The following is a 16,073-nucleotide window of genomic DNA, read 5'->3' on the forward strand; positions in this document are numbered from 1 at the left end:
CGTCGCGGCCTGCCGACGCCCGCTCCCCGAATCGTCATCGGACGATCACCACGCACCCCGGCCCTGCCGACCACCCCGTGTCGGCCCGTGTGGCCCGGCGCCCCCTCGTGGCGTCGAGGCGGCTCCTGCGGGACTTCGGGGCGAGGTCCCGGCCGGCTAGTCCTCCTCGTCGTCGGCGGTGGCGTTGAGGGAGGTGATCAGGGAGGAGAGCCGGGAGTTCCAGTTCTGGTAGGTCTGACCGTCGATGGAGTGCTTCCGGGCGAGGTCGCGGACGGTCTTCTGGGCGCCCTTCAACTCGCGGACGGCGCTGTCGGTCTGCCCCTCGTTGAGCCGGGCGGTGGCGTCGTCCAGCGTCCGGAGCAGGTCGACCTGACGGCTGCGGTCCTTCTCCACCTGGGTCTGGGCGATGCTCTGGCGCAGGGCGTTGATCTGGACCAGTGGAGCCGGGTTGTGCGGCGCCGGTGTGGTGGGGCGGGCACTGGTGGGCGTGCTGGTGGGTGCCGACGACGGGGTCGGGGTCGCGGTCGGCGTCTGGGTGGGCGCGGTCGGCGTCGGCGTGGTCGCCGTCGCGCTGGCGCTGACGCCGGGTCTGGCACCCGCGGCCGGGGCTCCCGGGTCGTCGAAGGCCGTGAGCGCGATCATCGCGGCGCCGGCGATCCCCACCAGGCCGAGGGCACCGAAGATCAGCGGCTTGCGCCGGTCCTCCTGGACGGGCTCGGGCATCGACCGCGGGGCCGGTACGGGCGCCATGACCGAGGTCGCGGCAGGCGGCCGGGGCGCCGGGGGCTGCGGCGGCAGGAACGCGGTGTGCTGCTGGTCCGCGACCGGGTAGGCCTGCGGCACGGGCACCGCCGCGAGGAGTTCCGTGGTCGGGTCGGGGACCATCAGCCCCGGTATGCAGGAGAGCAGTTCGGCGCGCGCGGAGGCCGCGTCGGCCGGCCGGTCGGCCGGGTTCTTGGCGAGCAGCCGCAGCACGGCGGCGTCCAGCGCGGGCGGCAGGCCCGGCCGCCGGGCCGAGGGCGGCAGCGGCAGTTCGCCGACGTGCTTGTAGGCGATCGCCACCGGCGTCTCGGCGACGAACGGCGGGGCACCGGTGAGCATTTCGGTCAGGACGCAGCCGATCGCGTACAGGTCGGTACGGCCGTCGAGGGGACTGGCGGTGGCCTGCTCGGGCGAGAGGTAGGCGGCGGTGCCGAGCACGGAGGCGGCCTGGGTGAGGTTGTGGGAGGAGCCGGCCCGGGCGATCCCGAAGTCGACGACCTTCACCCCGCCGTCGTCCGTGATCATGATGTTGCCGGGCTTGATGTCCCGGTGCACCAGGCCGGCGCCGTGCGCGACGGCCAGGCCCTCGCAGACCGCGGCCGCGATCCCGACCGCCTGCTCGACCGGCAGCCCGGGCCGCTGGGCCAGCAGTGCGGCCAGCGAGCAGCCCTGGACGAGCTCCATCACGATGTACGGCGAGCCCTGGTCGACCCCCGAGTCGAAGACCATGACGATCCTCGGGTGGACCAGCATGGCGGCGTGCTGCGCCTCGCGGCCGAACCGCTCGGCGAACCGCGGGTCGTCGGCGAGGCCCCCGTTGAGGACCTTGACCGCCACCTGGCGGCCCAGCACGTGGTCCAGCCCGCGCCAGACGGTGGCCATGCCGCCGACGCCGAGCATCTCGACGAGTTCGTAACGCCCGTTCAGCGCCCGTCCGATCACCTGGAACTCCCCTCACGCGCCCTGTCCGGGGCCCGGACCGCCTCGTTCACCTGTGCACGATAGCCCCCGCGGGCGACGCGCCCGGGCGGCGGCAGCGGCCGGGGAAGTCCGGGAGCACGGGGCGGCGGCGGTCCCGGCGGCCCGTCGGAGGGGGGAAGACGGCCGGGGAACCGGGCAGCGGATCCCCGGCCGCCGGCTCGTGGTCGTACCAGGTGACGGGCACGGTCGGGTCCGGGTGCGGAGCTGTGGAGCTGTGGAGCTGAGCAGTCGGCGGTGCGGGGGTGCCGGCCCGCCCTGACTGCGGGCGGGCGGGCCGGCGGGTGTCCGGCCCGGCCGGGCCGGGGGCGCGTCCGGGAGGTGCGCCCGCCGGTCCGGCCGGGGCCGGGCCGGGTGGGCGGCGGGCACGGGGGAGCCGACCGGCCACCCGGAGTCTTCGGGTGGAGCTGGGTACTGCGGTGGAACGGGTCACGCGGGTGGAACGGGTGGTGCCGGGTGGGGCGGTCCGGATGGGCGGCGAGCCCGGGGGGATTCGCTCACCGCCCACCCGGAGTTCTGGGTCACCTCTCGGACGAGGCGTCGTCGGACCGGGTGTCGGACCGGGTGTCGACCTTGTCGTCGGGTCGACTGTCGGGCCTGCTGTCGCGGTCGGGTGTCGGACGGCCGGTGGCGGACCGGTCGGCCGGCGCGGACGCGGCCGTGGACGGGCCGCCCGGTGCGCCCGTGGACGGCGGGAGCGGTGCGGTCACGGGCGGGGTCACCGCGCCCGCGTCCGCCCTGCCCGTGTCGTTCCCCCCACCGGCACCACCGGCACCATCGGCACCACCGCTGCCGGCACTGCCACCGGTGCCGCGACCGTCCCCGGAACCGCCCGAGCCGCCCGAGCGGCCGCCGCGGTCGCGGTCGCGGTCGCGGTCGTCGTCGGAGCCCTTGCCGGATCCGTTCCCGCCGGGCTGCGGACGCGAGGAGGAGTTGCCCCGGCGATCGTCCTCCGACTTCCGGAGCACGTCCGCGCAGTAGGCCTCCACCTTCTCCGGCCCGCCCGCCGCCGCGATGAGCGCGTCGAACTGCGGGTCCTTGACCAGCTGACGCGGCCGCTCGCCCTTGCCCGCCCGGTCCGTGAAGCGCTTGCAGAGGGCGGCCGACACGCCCTGACCCGGCAGGCCCCGGCCCTCCGCGTCCGGCGAGGCCGACGTACCCGGAACCGCAGGACGGCCGACCCCTGCGGACGGGCCGAAGGCGGTGGGGCCTTCGGACGGGACGCCGGAGGAGGTGCCGGACGACCCCGCGGACGAACCTGCGGACGACCCGGCGGAGGGGGCTGCGGAGGATCCGGCCGACGACCCGGCGGACGGACCCGCGGTGAGCGGCGCGGGCGACGGCGTACCGGTCGCCGCTCCGGGCCGCACCGCAGAGGAGGACGACGGGCCCGCGCCGGTCGGCGCGACCGGACTGCGGCGCGGCTCGTCCGCGCCGCCGCCCAGCGCCGACGGCAGGTTGCCCGTGCCTGCCGCGACCGCGACCCCGCCGAGCGCCGTGGCGCCGAGCACGACGGCAGCGGCCTTCGTACTGAAGGCCCTCGTCAGCGCGGCGGTCGCCATCGTTCGTCTCCGGACGGGTGCGGGTACGGCAGGTGCGGCGGGCACTGCCGGAACAGGTGCGAGACGGGCCTCCCGGAACGCGGCCAGGGCCGCGGCCTCCCCGGCCAGTTCACCCTGCGTCGCCGGAGCCGCCGCAGCGGCGAGCACGCGGGCGACCTGCCCCGTCCGCCCGTCCTCGGGCGGCCTGGGGCCGGTGCGCGCGGTTCCGCCGTCCGGTCCGGTGAGCGAGGCGCCCTGCCCGGCCGACGGGCCTCCCACGGCACCGGAGAGCAGTTGCTCGGCGGTGTCACGGTCGATCCGACGGGGTCGGTTGGTGCTCATCTCATGTCCTTCAGCGTCGCGGCCCGGCGTTCTGTCACACCCTGCGGAGAACTTTTTTCGACCGGCGTCCCGGCGCCCTCCCGGACAGCCCTGCCGGCGCCCCCGCCCGTCCGGGCGGCGGGGATCCCCGGTCCGGCCGGCCCCGGCACGAAGGGCTGCTCCAACAGCTTGGCGAGCCGCCGCAGCCCCCGGTGCGCGGCCATCCGGACGCTGCCCGACCGCTTGCCCAGGACCCGGGCGGCGCTCTCGGCGTCCAGTTCCATCACCACCCGGAGCATCACGGCTTCGGCCTGGTCCCGCGGCAGGCGGGCGATCAGCGCCAGAGCGTCCGAGGTGCCGACCGCGGTGAGGGCCGCACCGGCGGTGTCGTCCCCTGCGGCGAGCTCGGCCAGGTACTCGAACGGCAGGTCCGCGACCGGCCGGCGGCGCCGGGACCGCAGGTGGTCCAGCGCCCGGTTGCGCGCGATGGTGGCGGCCCACCCCCGGAAACCGTCCCCGTCGCCGGAGAACGAGCGCAGGTCCCGGGCGATCTGCAGCCAGGCCTCGGAGGCGATGTCCTCGGCGTCCTGGGCGCCCTCGGGCCGACCACCGACCAGCACGCCCAGGTAGCGGAGCAGACCCGGCTGAACGCTCCGGAACAACAGCCGGTAGGCCTCCTCGTCCCCGTCCTGCGCGGCCCGTACGGCCTCGGTCAGATCGACGGGGGAGGTGGCCGCGCGCGCGGGCGGGCCGAGCGGCGGGCCTGACGTCGTCACCGGGACGGACCGGCCGACGTGCCTGTCGGTGCCCGCTCCGGGGCGTTCTGCACTCTGCACCCGCCACATCATGCGCCATCCGGGCGAACAGCCGGCCGTGGCGGAGTCGGACCGTTACGCGGGGCCCGGGGGACGGGCGGGCACGGGTCCGGCGGGCGGTCCGTGACCGCGGCCGGGGATGCCGGTCCGCCGGACCAAGGACAGCCCGCCTTCGGGTCGAAGGTCCTGCCGCCCGCTGGCCTTGGCCCGCAGCGGTCGAAGCGTCCCCCTACCTATGTTGTCAGTGGACGATCCATTCGGCCGGCCTCTCCCCGGCCCTCGGATCCCGACCTTCGGATCCGGCCTCCGAACCCGGCGGCCGGCCCCGGCCGCCCGCTTCGGGCGGCCCGAGTCCGGCAGCCCGCACCCGCCCACAGCGCCGCCACCCCCTTCGCCCCGGACCGCCCTCCCCGGACCGCCGAGCCCCGCCTCCCCGACTGCGGCCACCACTGGAGTCCCGGCCCCTTCCGCCTCCCCACCGGCACCACCCGCCCGCCCGACACGACCGTTCAGGACCCGCCATGACGACCGCCCACGAGCTCTACGAGCGCGGGCTGCGCGACCACCTCGCCCCCGCCCTCCGCCTCCTCGGTCTCACCGGACGGCTCCGGACCTTCAGCCTCCCCGACGAGACCCACTGGGCGCTGCTCGGCCTGGTCGAGCAGCGGACCGAGGACCGGCTCCGCTACACCTTCGACCTGAGCCTGGTCGGCCGCGCCGACTGGGCCGGGGCCGCCTTCCCCGGCCCGCGTCCGGACCCGCGCGCCGTCTACGGCATCGAGGCCTGGCGGGCCCGGATCGGCGAGCTGATGCCGGTCGGCGAGGACGTCTGGTGGGAGGTGCTGCCCGGGCCGCGCTGGCGGGTCGCACTGGACGACTCGGTGGCCGCCGTCCGGCACTACGGCCTTCCCGAGCTGCGCCGCCGCGCCGAGCGCGACCGGGGCGGCGAAGTCGGCGAGACCTACCTCTCCCCCGCCGAACTGGAGGAGGTCAACGCGACCCTGCTGGCGGTCGCGGTCGCCCGGATCCAGCGCGCCGAGCTGGTCGACAAGGCACTCGTGCTCACGGGCGCGTGGACGAGGGCAGACGCGGCCGCCCGGACCGTCCTGCGGGGCGTCGCCCGGGGGTTCCTCTCGGCGGAGGACGAGCGCTTCCGCACCGTCCGCTGCCAGGACACGCTCGGGCGGCCGCTCTGGCACTTCGGCCCGGGCCTCGACCGGGGCACGGGCGGCGACGGCCGCCACCCGGAGCGGTGAGCCGACTCCCGCGCCGGTGAACAGCCCCGAAGGCAGCCTGCCGGTCGGCGCGGAGCCTCCGTCCGACCGCGGGGACCCGCCCCGCCGTCCCGTACTCCGGCCCGTCACTCTCGTCGATCACACCCCATCTGACGCCCCATCAGGCATACGATCGTCCGAACATCAGAGGAACCATCCGGACCCCCTGAGAGTCCATAGATAACGAGGGGGTAACGAGCCCCCGTTCGGGAAACGGGGAGCCAATGAGCCGGACACACGCGCAGACCACCACCGAGGACCGCACCCTGGTCTGGGACGGCTGCCTCAACGTCCGCGACCTGGGCGGCCTCCGCACCACGACCGGCGCCCGCACCACCCGCCGCTCGATCACCCGGGCCGACAACCTGGACCGGCTCACCGCCGAGGGCTGGGACGCCCTCCTCGACCACGGCGTCCGCACCGTCGTCGACCTGCGCAACATCGAGGAGTACAAACCGCTCCTCCCGCTCCCGGAGGGCGTCGAGCTGATCCGCGTACCGCTGGACGAACTCGCCGGCCCCGCCTGGTGGGAGGCGTACGGGCACCTCGACGGCACCCCCCTGGCGCTGCGCCCCTACCTGGACCACTGCCCGCACGCCGCAGCCGAGTTGATCACCACGATCGCCGGCGCCCGCCCCGGCGGCCTCGTCGTGCACTGCGGCGCCGGCCGCGACCGGACCGGCCTGGCCGCCCTGCTGCTGCTCGCCCTGGCCGGCGTCGAGCCCGCCGAGATCGTCACCGACTACCTGCTGAGCGCGCCCAACGTCCGCCCGCTGTACGGCATGCTCGGCCTCCCGGACCAGTACCGCCGCATCGACGCGGTGCTCGCCGAAGCCGGCACCACCGCCGAGGACGCCCTGCACGCCACTCTCGACGACTTCGACCCCGTGCCGTACCTGCTGGCCGCAGGCGTCGACCCGTCCGACCTCGCCGCCGCCCGGGACCGCCTGATCACCATCTGACGTCCCGCCATCCCGGCCGGCTCTACCAGAGCTTGTCGATCTCACCGGGGTAGAGGCCGATCCGGGCACCGGCGAAGTCCGCCCGGTGCCGCCGGGCACGCCCGGTCAGGAACGCCGCCATGGTCAGCTTGTCGAACCCCTCCCGATCGCTCGGGAAGGGCCGCTCGACCGTCCCGCCGACCAGCACCGCACCCGGGAGCAGCTCCCAGCCCGCCCCCTCGTAGAAGGTCCGGAGCTCCCGGTCGCAGGTGAAGAGCCCGAGATCCGCGCCGCTCTCCTCGATCGCCGCGCGGGCCGCGACCACCAGCCGCCGCCCGTACCCGCGACCCCGCAGGGCCCGGTCGGTGACCACCGCACTCAGCCCGCTCGCCGCGTACGTCCGACCGGCGTGGTCCAGCGACGTGGAGAGCACGTCGAGCGCGGCCACCACCCGGTCGCCGTCCAGCAGCAGCATCGACCGCGGACGCAACACCGGGTCGTGCACCGGCTCGGCCGACGGGCCGGTCGGCCCGGGCCAGACCTGGTCCTGCAACTCGGCCACCTGGAGCTTCAGTTCGCGAGGCACCTCGGCCTCCGCCAGAGTGACCGTCCGCATCACCGCTCCTCCGATAGACCCTCCCGGACGCCGCTCCGGCAGACTCCGGGCGCGATTCTCCGCACCGCGACCCGCCAGGACCTGCCCGCCGTCATCGCCCTCCTCGTCGACGAGGAGGGCGTGACCGACCCTGCCGAGGTCCGGGTCGACGAAGCCTACGCCCGCGCCTTCGCGGAGGTGGACGCCGACGCCCGCAACGAGATGCTGGTGCTCGACGAGGGCGACGGCACGGTGATCGGCTACCTCCAGCTGACCTACATCCCCGGCCTCGGCCGGGGCGGCGCGGAACGCGCGCTGATCGAGGGCGTCCGGGTGCGGGCCGACCGGCGGGGTGCGGGCCTCGGACACGAGCTGTTGACCGAGGCGGTCGCCCGGGCCCGCGCGCGCGGCTGCACCCTCGTCCAGCTGACCAGCGACAAGCGCCGCACCGGGGCGCACCGGTTCTACGCCTCGCTCGGCTTCGAACGCAGCCACGACGGGTTCAAGCTGGCCCTCTGAGCGGCGGGTTGCGCCCCTCGCGCCCCGTCGCCGAGCCATGACCGGGTCCGCGACCGGCCCCGATAATCGTTCGCGGCCGACCGGCGCCGCCGACGATACTGCCCGACATGGTGCACTTCTCCGACTTCGACACCCGCAACTACCCCACCGTGGACGTCAGGACCGGCTACGCCCAGTGGGTGGCCACGTACGAGCAGACCGTCGAGGACGCGATGGACCTCGCCGTACTCGACCGCCTCACCACTCCGGCCTGGCCGGAGGTCGGCCGCGCGGCCGACCTCGGCTGCGGCACCGGCCGCACGGGCGCCTGGCTGCGCGCCCGGGCCACGGACGGCCTGGTGCTCGACGGGGTGGACCTCACCCCCGAGATGCTCGCGGCGGCCCGGGAGCGCGGCGCCCACGACAGCCTCACCGAGGGCGACGTCGCCGCCACCGGCCTGGCGGAGGGCGGGTACGACCTGGTCGTCTCCTCGCTGATCGACGAGCACCTCGCCGACCTCGGCCCGTACTACCGCGAGGCCTGGCGGCTGGCCCGCCCGGGCGGCCGCTGCGTGCTGGTGGGCCTACACCCGTACTTCATCATGGCGGCCGGCATGCCGACCCACTTCACCGGTGAGGGCGGCGCCGACATCGCCATCACCACCCACGTCCACCTGGTGTCGGACCACCTCACCGCCGGCCTGGCGGCCGGCTGGACGCTGGTCGAGATGGCGGAGGCGGTCGTGGACGACGCGTGGATCGCGCTCAAGCCGAAGTGGGAGAAATACCGCAGCCACCCGGTCTCGGCGGCGTACGTCTGGGAGAAGCGGGCCTGAGTCCCGACGGAACCGGCGGGCGGGCAGCCGGGGCGCACGGGCCGAGCAGGACAGGTAGGCAGGCAGGTCGGGGAGACGGTCGGAGGACACAACTCGCAGGATCGTCAACCATCGGTTGACGATCCTGTGGCGACAACCTAAGGTTGACGCTATGGAGAATCCGATCGTTCCCAAGACCACTCCGCTGCGTCTCGACGACCTGATCGACGCGATCAAGAAGATCCACACCGACGCGCTCGACCAGCTCGCCGACGCGGTCATCGCCGCCGACCACCTCGACGAGCTGGCCGACCACCTCATCGGCCACTTCGTCGACCAGGCCCGTCGCTCCGGGGCCTCCTGGACCGACATCGGCCACAGCATGGGCGTCAGCAAGCAGGCCGCCCAGAAGCGCTTCGTCCCCAAGGACCCGGCCACCCCCGCCGACCTCGACCCGAGCCAGGGATTCGGCCGGTTCACCGACCGGGCCCGCAAGGTCGTGATGGCGTCCCAGGAGGAGGCCCGTCGGGCCGGCAACGCCGAGATCGGTGCCGGACACCTGCTGCTCGGCCTGCTCGCCGAACCGGACGGCCTGGCCGTCCGGGCCCTCGCCGGCCAGGGCATCACCCCGGAGGCCGTCCGGACCGCGACGGCGGCGGTGCTGCCGGCCGCCGCCGCCGAGGTGCCGGCGCTCATCCCGTACGACGCCCAGGGCAAGAAGGCGCTGGAACTGACGTTCCGCGAAGCGCTGAAGCTCGGTCACAACTACGTCGGCACCGAGCACATCCTGCTGGCGCTGCTGGAGTTGGAGAACGGCGCCGGCGTGCTCAACGACCTCGGTGTCGGGAAGCCGGAGACCGAGGCCTTCATCACCGACCTCCTCGCCGCGTTCATCGCGTCGAGCGCCACCGACCAGGGGTGACCGGAGCGTTCCGGGGCCCCGGGACGGGCGGGGCCCCGGAACCCCCGGTGCGCGGACTCAGAATCCCGACACGTGGGTGGTGATGATCCGCACCCGCCCGTCGGCCGCCGCCTCCACCGCCGCGCGGAGGCGCAACGACCGCGCCGGACCGAGCAGTTCGAGCGCCTCCTCGTCGTCGGCCCAGCGGTGGTCGTCCAGTTCACCGGCCGGGACGGTCACGGGGGTACCGTCCGGGACGGTGCCGAAGTCGAAGAGGAAGTGCTGGGCCGGGTGGTCGAGTTCGTCCGATGCGTGGGTCCAGGAGATGGCCAGCAGGTCACCGGCCCGGCGGACGATCCCGGTCTCCTCCTCCAGCTCACGGGCCGCACACTCGACCGGCCCCTCACCGAGGTCGATCGTCCCGCCCGGGAACTGCCAGTACTCCCGGTACCCGGCCTTGACGATCAGGATCCGTCCGGACTCGTCCCGCAGGACGCACCCCGCCGCCGCGTAGATCCGGGGCAGTGACGCCAACCACTCTTCACGGGACTTCAACGGCTCGGCCGCCACGGCGGACCTCCTCCGGCTCAGGGGACGACTGCGCCCACTCTGCCATCCCGCCCCGCCGCGGGCAGCCTCAGACCGTCACGGGCGTTCACGAACGCGGTCGGAGACGAGGCCGGCGGGAGTGGCCGGCGGGAGTGGCCGGCAGGCGTGGTCCGCGGGAGCGGGCCTCGGCGGTCCGTGGTGGCCCGCCGAGGCCCGCCGTGGCCCGGAGCGCCGTTGCCGGGTCAGCTCCGGCCCGCGAGGTGCTCCACCAGGCGGTCGAAGCTGGAGTTGAGGCCCGCCTCGGCCTCCGGGCCGAGGTACATCTCCGGGACGTCGCGCTGCTGCATGACCACCTTGGTGCGGCCCTCGCCCAGGTCGACGAAGGTGAGGCTGCCCGTCATCCCGATGCCGTCCTCGACGAACTCCAGCAGCTCGCCCTCCCGGATCGCCGTGATCGTGCCCCGGACCGGGTAGCGGTCGCCCGTCTCCTCGATCACCATCGTGCTGTCGAACCGCCCGCCGACCTTCGGCTCGATGGTCACGGTGTCCAGCGGCACGTGGGTGCCGACCGGACCCCAGAAGCGGACGAACTGCTCGGGCTCGACGTACGCCCGGAAGACGTCCGCCGGGGTGGCGGGCAGCTCGCGGATGATGGTCAGCTCGCCCAGGTTCTCGCTCATGTCGTTTCCTCTGCTGTGTTCCGCCGCGTTGGTGCGGCTCGGTGTCGCGCTCTCGAAGGGGTAGACCGGACCACCGCACGGAACTCATCGCTCCTCGGCGAACTTCTTCGAGAATTTTCGGGAATCCTCCCGACCGGCCGATGAGCCGGGAGCGCAGCACCGGTCTCACCTACGTGAACACCCGACCCAGCACCGGACCCACGGCCGGACCGACCACCACGCGCCAGGTCACCTGTGACCTCGGCGCCCTGCCCGACCCCGACCTCGCCGTCGTCGACGCCCTCGCCCGGCTCCGGCTCGCCGCCGCCCGGCAGGGCGTCGGCCTGTCCCTGCGGAACGCGAGCGGCCCTCTGCGGGAACTGCTCGCGTTCAGCGGGCTGGCCGCCGTCCTCCCCGCCCAGGCACCTACCGACGCCCCCGGGACCACGGAGGCCACGGAGGCCGTGACCGCCACGGCCCCGCCCGGCGAGCTCCCGTTCCTGGCCCCCGACCGGCCGCCCGGCCCGATCCCCGAACCGCAGCCCGGGCAGCTGACGGATCTGCCGCCGTGGCTACCGCCCGATCTCCCCGCCGATCTCCTGGCCGATCTCCTGACCGGCCTCCAGCCGGGGCGGCAGGCCGAACAGCGGGAAGAGCGCGTCGGTGTCGAGGAAGTTGGTGAGCCCCGCGATCCGACCCGCTGAAACGTCCAGCACGATCAGTGCCCACGGCTCGTGGCCGCCCTCCGGGCTCGGCCGGTACTGCCCGAAGGCCGGGCTGCCGTTGGCCACCACCGGCACCAGCCGGGAGCCCCGGCAGCCGTGGCCCGGGCCGAGCATCCACTCGCGGATGTCCGTGTGCCCGGTCAGCCACAGCGCGTACGGCGGCATGTTGAGCGTGACGTCCTCGTGCAGCAGCGCGGCCAGCCCGTCCATGTCGTAGGCCTCGAAGGCGCTGACGTACCGGGCGAGCAGCGCGCGGTGGTCCTCGTCCAGCACGGGCGCCGGGCGGGCGGCGGCGGTGTCGGCGGCGAGGGTGGCGCGCGCCCGCTGGAGCGCGCTGTTCACCGAGGCGACGGTCACGCCGAGCAGTTCGGCGACCTCGCCGGCCTTCCAGGCGAGCACCTCGCGCAGGATCAGCACCGCCCGCTGGCGGGGCGCCAGCCGCTGGAGCACGGCGACGAAGGCCAGCCGCACCGACTCCCGCTGGGCGGCCACCTCGGCCGGGTCCCCGGTCTCGGGCACCACCCGGCCGTCCGGCGCCGGGCCGATCCAGGTGACCTCGGGCAGCTGGGCATCGGTCGCGGTGGCCACGGTGGACGGGCCGGCCAGGTCCATCGGACGGGCCCGGCCGTTGCGGCCGTTCAGCGCGTCGAAGCAGACGTTGGTGGCGATCCGGTACAGCCACGACCGCAGGGCCGCCCGGCCCTCGAAACCCCGGTACCCGCGCCAGGCCCGGACCATGGTCTCCTGCACCGCGTCCTCGGCCTCGAAGACGGAGCCGAGCATGCGGTAGCAGTATCCGGTCAACTCCGTCCGGTGCCGCTCCAGCTGGAGCTCGACCGGCTCCTCCGTCATCAGGTCGGCCATCGCCCTGCCCCCGTCCCACACCGTTTCCGGCCCTGCCGGTGATCGGCACGAACGTATCGCAGACCACCGACACCGGCCGTCGCGACCGGGGCGTCGACGGCTCCGGCCTCGCCGACGCTTCGGTCGCCCACCCCGAACGGACGGCGGCGGGGCGGGAGCCGTCGTGCGGCTCCCGCCCCGGTGGAGGACGGAACGGCCGACGAACCGACGCGCGGTCGGCATCCGGCCGGCCCATGACCGGCGCGCGCGGCCGAACGCGATCAGCGCGCGATCAGCGCGCGATCAGTGCACGATCAGTGCGCCGAGTGCTTCTCGGCCCCACGGTGCCGGTGGCCCTTGAGCTCGGCGTGCTGCGCGGGTGCGGATTGCACGGACCCCGTCCGGATGTCCCGGCCGCCGTGCCGGAAGGCCGCGTCACCTCCGTACGCGCCGCCGGCTCCCGCCGCGGCGCCGGTGCGCGGGCTCGGTGGGGACGTCATCGGGGTCGTCGCCATGCCCCGGCGTTCCAGCAGCTCCTGGGTTCCCCTACGGAGCTTGTCGGCGCTGCCCGGTGTTCGCTTGGTCATCGTCGGCCTCCCATCGGCGGTGGCCGGCCGGGTGTCGGCCGGAGGGACCGCACGGGCGTTATGTCCCGATTATGGCCGAGTTACACCTGGGAGTCCGTTCCGGTGTCCGGGCGGGGAACCGTCGGCACCGACCCCCGGCGGCGGACCCTGAACCGCACACCCCGCACCACCGCCTCAGCCCATCACCTCGTGGACGTAGCACCAACGCCAGTCCTCACCCGGCTCGTACGAGCGGATCACCGGGTGGGAACTGTCGTGGAAGTGCGAGGTGGCGTGGCGCTGCGGCGAGAAGTCGCAGCAGCCGATGTGGCCGCAGTCCAGGCAGACCCGCAGATGCACCCAGTCCCGACGGCCCTCGGCGAGACAGTCGGAGCAGCCGTCCGCGGGCGGGAGGGGCGCGATGTCCCGGGGTGCGGCGGCGAGGTCTTCGCAGGCACTCATGGACGCAGAGTAGTGACGACCGCCCCGGACCGCGCCCCGAGACACGCTGCACTCCGCACCCGCCCCGCCGCGGACCGCCCCGGACACGGACACGGACCGCCGGCCGGTCCGCCACCCACCCGACCCCGCCTCCGACACCGGACCACGCCCGGCACCCCCGCCCGGCGGCCGACCCCGGCGTGGGAGCATGCCAACCGTGGTGGACGTGACGGGGAGAACGAACAGCGACACCGGTGGCACCCCCACCGCCGAGGGGCCCGACCAGGCGCCGACGAGCAGCGCCGGGGCCCCGCCCGACCTTCCGGGCATCGCGGGCACCGGCCGGGTCCGGCAGCCCGTGGCGCTGATCCGTCTGCTCGTGGGCCTGGGCGCGATCACCCTCACCCTCCTGCTCGCCGACTACGCCCGCGCGACCACCGGCGGCATCGCCGCCGACGTCGCCCAGGTCGCCGAGCTGGTGCCGCCCCCGCTCGCCGGCATCGCCGCCGGACTCACCACCGCCGCCCTCCTGCTGGTCCCCGCCTACTCGGCGACCCGGCGGCTGCTCGGTGCGGTGCCCGACCGCCGGCACGTCCTCCAGCACCTCGCCGACGGCCTGCTGGCCGCCGTCCTCGCGTACGGCGTCTCGCTCGTCATCGATCTCTGGATCGACGGCCCCGCCCCGTTCTCCCTGGTCTCCGCGCTGACCCAGCCCCTGCCCGGCGACGCCCTCGCCCGCACCGAACCGGTGTACGGCTACCTCGCTCCCGTCCTCGCCTTCCTCACCGCGTCCGGAGCCCGCGAACGACGGGTGCCCCGAGCCGTCCTCGCCCTCTCCGGACTCGCCGGGCTCGCCGGCGGCTTCGCCACCCCGACCGCCCTGCTGCTCGGACTGCTGATCGGCTGGACGGCCGCCCACGGCACCCGCTACGCCGTCGGCACCCCGGACCCCCGGCCCCGGCCGGCGCAGCTCCTGCACACCCTGCGCGAGGCGGGCCTTCGCCCGGTCGCCGCCGTCCCGGCCGGCCCCGACCGCTACCTCGTCCACCAGGAGGCCGGCCGCCCCGACCTCGACGTCCAGGTACTCGACCGGCAGGCGGTCACCGCCGCCCTGGTGCAACGGGCCTGGCGCCGGCTGCGCCTGCGCACCGCCCCGCACCCGCGGGCGCTGCGCTCGCTCCGCACCGGCCTGGAACACGAGGCACTGGTCTCGTACGCGGCCGTCGCCGCCGGGGTCCGCACCTGCCGGATCGCCGCCACCGCCGAACTCGGCCGGGACACCGCACTCGTCGCGTACGAGCGTCTGCCCGGCCGCACCCTCGACCTGCTCGCCGACGACGAGGTCACCGACGCGCTGCTCGTCGACGCCTGGCGCCAGCTCGCCCTGCTCCAGCGGCGCGAGATCTCCCACCGGGCGCTGGTCCCGTCCGCGCTGCTGGTCGACGGGGCCGGCTCGGTGCACCTGGTGGACTTCGCGGACGGCGACATCGCGGCGAGCGACCTCGTCCTGCGCTGTGACATCGCCCAGCTGCTCACCACCCTCGCGCTGCGCACCGGCGCCGAACGCTCGGTCCGGGCCGCGGTCGCGGTACTCGGCCCGGACGCGGTCGGCGCGGCCCTCCCGCTGCTGCAACCGATCGCCCTGTCCCGCAGCACCCGGCACGCCCTCAAGCAGTCCTCCGCCCTCGCCCACTGCACACCGGCCCCGGCGGCCGTCCCGCCCCAGCGCCCCGCGCCGGACACAGCGGGCACGCCCGGCGCGCCCGGCACGGACGGCGCGCCCGCCGCGGCGACGCCTCCCGACCTGCTCGACGCCATCCGCACCGAGGTGCTCCGCACCCGGCCGCAGGCACCGGTCCGCCCGGTCAAGCTGGAGCGGCTGCGTCCCCGCACCCTCCTGGCGGTCGGCGGCGGCGTGGTGGCCGGCTGGCTGCTGCTGCCCCAGTTCTTCGCCACCGAACAGAACCCGATCGCCGCCGTCGTCGATGCCGATCCGCTCTGGCTCGTCCTCGCCCTGCTCGCCGCGGCCGCCAGCCACGTCATGTCGGCGATGGGGTTCGTCGGCTTCGTCCCGGAGCGGCTGGACTTCCGCAACGCGGTGCTCGCCCAGGTCGCCGGCTCGTTCGTGAAGCTGGTCTCCCCCGGCGGGGTGGGCGGCGTCGCCCTGAACATCCGCTTCCTCCAACGGGCCGGCATCCCGACCCCCCAGGCGGTGTCCAGCGTCGGCGTGGGCCAGCTCCTCGGCCTGGTGCTGCACCTGCTGCAGCTGGGCGCCTTCGTCTACCTGCTGGGGCTGGAACCCGGCGGCTCCGAGCTGGACGCCCTGCCCGCCGTGGTCGGCGGCCTCGTCGGGGCGGCCGTGCTGCTGGCCGTGGTGTCCACCGTGCCGCCGGCCCGGCGGTGGCTGGCCGCCAGGCTGCGTCCGCTGACCGCCGAGGTCCTGCCCCGGCTGCTGGAGCTGCTCCGCAACCCGGGGCGGCTGGCGGTCGGGATCACCGGCCAGCTGCTGGTCTCGATCTCGCTGGTCGCCTGCCTGTACTGCTGTGCCCGGGCGGTCGGGCGGGAGCCGGCCTTCGCCTCGGTCGCGGTGGTGTTCCTGATCGGCAACGCGGCCGGCAGCGCGGCGCCGACCCCGGGCGGGGCCGGCGTCGTGGACAGTGCGCTGGTGGCGCTGCTGGAGCACACCGCGTCGATGGAGGAGGGCGGGGCACTGGCCGCCGTCGCGCTCTACCGGCTGCTCACCCTCGTCCTGCCGGTGCTGCCCGGCTGGGCCGCGTTCACCTGGCTGCAGCGCCGCCGGGCCCTGTAGCACCGACCGCCGGGCCCGGCCGTCCCTGACCTCCGACCGG

Annotated in this window: 15 protein-coding genes and 1 pseudogene; 7 read left to right on the forward strand and 9 right to left on the reverse strand. The window is 75.2% G+C overall.

Annotated elements, in window-relative coordinates; translation table 11 throughout:
- Positions 1 to 156: 156 nt before the first annotated feature.
- The 3 genes from PUR61_RS44425 to PUR61_RS44435 form a co-directional block, all read right to left on the reverse strand.
- A complete protein-coding gene (locus PUR61_RS44425; protein WP_329885647.1) occupies positions 157 to 1,704 on the reverse strand; it encodes a protein kinase domain-containing protein in 1,548 nt (515 codons plus the stop codon).
- Between the two features lie 557 nt (positions 1,705 to 2,261).
- On the reverse strand, positions 2,262 to 3,623 hold the full coding sequence (locus PUR61_RS44430) for a hypothetical protein (protein WP_329885648.1): 1,362 nt from the start codon (positions 3,621 to 3,623) through the stop codon (positions 2,262 to 2,264).
- Positions 3,620 to 4,447, reverse strand: coding sequence for an RNA polymerase sigma factor (locus PUR61_RS44435; protein WP_329885752.1), 828 nt, complete (start codon positions 4,445 to 4,447; stop codon positions 3,620 to 3,622). Before PUR61_RS44435 ends, PUR61_RS44430 begins: the two co-directional genes overlap by 4 nt.
- A gap of 491 nt (positions 4,448 to 4,938) precedes the next feature.
- On the opposite strand from PUR61_RS44435, the gene PUR61_RS44440 reads away from it, so the two are divergent.
- Both PUR61_RS44440 and PUR61_RS44445 read left to right on the forward strand, forming a co-directional pair.
- Complete coding sequence (locus PUR61_RS44440) at positions 4,939 to 5,673, forward strand: hypothetical protein (RefSeq protein WP_329885649.1); 735 nt, start codon at positions 4,939 to 4,941, stop codon at positions 5,671 to 5,673.
- A 242-nt stretch (positions 5,674 to 5,915) separates the two neighbouring features.
- Positions 5,916 to 6,653, forward strand: a complete 738-nt coding sequence (locus PUR61_RS44445) for a tyrosine-protein phosphatase (RefSeq protein ID WP_329885650.1) — start codon at positions 5,916 to 5,918, stop codon at positions 6,651 to 6,653.
- Positions 6,654 to 6,675: 22 nt separating this feature from the next.
- Here the strand turns inward: PUR61_RS44445 and PUR61_RS44450 are convergent, their stop codons facing one another.
- Positions 6,676 to 7,248, reverse strand: coding sequence for a GNAT family N-acetyltransferase (locus tag PUR61_RS44450; protein WP_329885651.1), 573 nt, complete (start codon positions 7,246 to 7,248; stop codon positions 6,676 to 6,678).
- 54 nt (positions 7,249 to 7,302) lie between these two features.
- Between PUR61_RS44450 and PUR61_RS44455 the strand changes: the two genes are divergently transcribed.
- The 3 genes from PUR61_RS44455 (at position 7,303) to PUR61_RS44465 (ending at position 9,462) form a co-directional block, all read left to right on the forward strand.
- Positions 7,303 to 7,746: a GNAT family N-acetyltransferase gene (locus PUR61_RS44455; RefSeq protein WP_329885753.1), complete on the forward strand. Its 444-nt coding sequence runs from the start codon at positions 7,303 to 7,305 to the stop codon at positions 7,744 to 7,746.
- Between the two features lie 107 nt (positions 7,747 to 7,853).
- A complete protein-coding gene (locus tag PUR61_RS44460; RefSeq protein ID WP_329885652.1) occupies positions 7,854 to 8,561 on the forward strand; it encodes a class I SAM-dependent DNA methyltransferase in 708 nt (235 codons plus the stop codon).
- 151 nt (positions 8,562 to 8,712) lie between these two features.
- On the forward strand, positions 8,713 to 9,462 hold the full coding sequence (locus PUR61_RS44465; RefSeq protein ID WP_329885653.1) for a Clp protease N-terminal domain-containing protein: 750 nt from the start codon (positions 8,713 to 8,715) through the stop codon (positions 9,460 to 9,462).
- Positions 9,463 to 9,519: 57 nt separating this feature from the next.
- On the opposite strand, the gene PUR61_RS44470 is transcribed toward PUR61_RS44465, so the two are convergent.
- Together PUR61_RS44470 and PUR61_RS44475 are read right to left on the reverse strand one after the other, a co-directional pair.
- On the reverse strand, positions 9,520 to 10,011 hold the full coding sequence (locus PUR61_RS44470) for an NUDIX hydrolase (RefSeq protein WP_329885654.1): 492 nt from the start codon (positions 10,009 to 10,011) through the stop codon (positions 9,520 to 9,522).
- A gap of 221 nt (positions 10,012 to 10,232) precedes the next feature.
- Positions 10,233 to 10,670, reverse strand: a complete 438-nt coding sequence (locus tag PUR61_RS44475; protein ID WP_329885655.1) for an SRPBCC family protein — start codon at positions 10,668 to 10,670, stop codon at positions 10,233 to 10,235.
- 140 nt (positions 10,671 to 10,810) lie between these two features.
- Between PUR61_RS44475 and PUR61_RS45685 the strand changes: the two are divergent.
- A pseudogene (locus PUR61_RS45685) lies at positions 10,811 to 11,038 on the forward strand (hypothetical protein); the annotation flags it as partial.
- Between the two features lie 183 nt (positions 11,039 to 11,221).
- On the opposite strand, the gene PUR61_RS44480 reads toward PUR61_RS45685, so the two are convergent.
- The 3 genes from PUR61_RS44480 to PUR61_RS44490 form a co-directional block, all read right to left on the reverse strand.
- Positions 11,222 to 12,238 (reverse strand): sigma-70 family RNA polymerase sigma factor, encoded by a 1,017-nt coding sequence (locus PUR61_RS44480; RefSeq protein ID WP_329885656.1) that lies wholly within the window; start codon positions 12,236 to 12,238, stop codon positions 11,222 to 11,224.
- Positions 12,239 to 12,531: 293 nt separating this feature from the next.
- Positions 12,532 to 12,804, reverse strand: coding sequence for a hypothetical protein (locus tag PUR61_RS44485; RefSeq protein ID WP_329885657.1), 273 nt, complete (start codon positions 12,802 to 12,804; stop codon positions 12,532 to 12,534).
- A 174-nt stretch (positions 12,805 to 12,978) separates the two neighbouring features.
- On the reverse strand, positions 12,979 to 13,245 hold the full coding sequence (locus PUR61_RS44490; protein ID WP_329885658.1) for a UBP-type zinc finger domain-containing protein: 267 nt from the start codon (positions 13,243 to 13,245) through the stop codon (positions 12,979 to 12,981).
- 205 nt (positions 13,246 to 13,450) lie between these two features.
- Between PUR61_RS44490 and PUR61_RS44495 the strand changes: the two genes are divergently transcribed.
- Positions 13,451 to 16,033: a lysylphosphatidylglycerol synthase domain-containing protein gene (locus tag PUR61_RS44495; RefSeq protein WP_329885659.1), complete on the forward strand. Its 2,583-nt coding sequence runs from the start codon at positions 13,451 to 13,453 to the stop codon at positions 16,031 to 16,033.
- Positions 16,034 to 16,073: the final 40 nt, after the last annotated feature.

Origin of the sequence: Streptomyces sp. BE20 (genome assembly GCF_036322525.1) — a bacterium.
Classification (GTDB): domain Bacteria; phylum Actinomycetota; class Actinomycetes; order Streptomycetales; family Streptomycetaceae; genus Kitasatospora.

Excerpts from the sequence above, each read along its gene's own strand:
- PUR61_RS44430 (WP_329885648.1), bottom strand. The coding sequence starts at position 3,623 with ATGAGCACCAACCGACCCCGTCGGATCGACCGTGACACCGCCGAGCAA.
- PUR61_RS44440 (WP_329885649.1), top strand. The coding sequence starts at position 4,939 with ATGACGACCGCCCACGAGCTCTACGAGCGCGGGCTGCGCGACCACCTC.
- PUR61_RS44485 (WP_329885657.1), bottom strand. The coding sequence starts at position 12,804 with ATGACCAAGCGAACACCGGGCAGCGCCGACAAGCTCCGTAGGGGAACC.
- PUR61_RS44475 (WP_329885655.1), bottom strand. The coding sequence starts at position 10,670 with ATGAGCGAGAACCTGGGCGAGCTGACCATCATCCGCGAGCTGCCCGCC.
- PUR61_RS44445 (WP_329885650.1), top strand. The coding sequence starts at position 5,916 with ATGAGCCGGACACACGCGCAGACCACCACCGAGGACCGCACCCTGGTC.
- PUR61_RS44460 (WP_329885652.1), top strand. The coding sequence starts at position 7,854 with ATGGTGCACTTCTCCGACTTCGACACCCGCAACTACCCCACCGTGGAC.
- PUR61_RS44435 (WP_329885752.1), bottom strand. The coding sequence starts at position 4,447 with ATGTGGCGGGTGCAGAGTGCAGAACGCCCCGGAGCGGGCACCGACAGG.
- PUR61_RS44450 (WP_329885651.1), bottom strand. The coding sequence starts at position 7,248 with ATGCGGACGGTCACTCTGGCGGAGGCCGAGGTGCCTCGCGAACTGAAG.
- PUR61_RS44480 (WP_329885656.1), bottom strand. The coding sequence starts at position 12,238 with ATGGCCGACCTGATGACGGAGGAGCCGGTCGAGCTCCAGCTGGAGCGG.
- PUR61_RS44465 (WP_329885653.1), top strand. The coding sequence starts at position 8,713 with ATGGAGAATCCGATCGTTCCCAAGACCACTCCGCTGCGTCTCGACGAC.
- PUR61_RS44490 (WP_329885658.1), bottom strand. The coding sequence starts at position 13,245 with ATGAGTGCCTGCGAAGACCTCGCCGCCGCACCCCGGGACATCGCGCCC.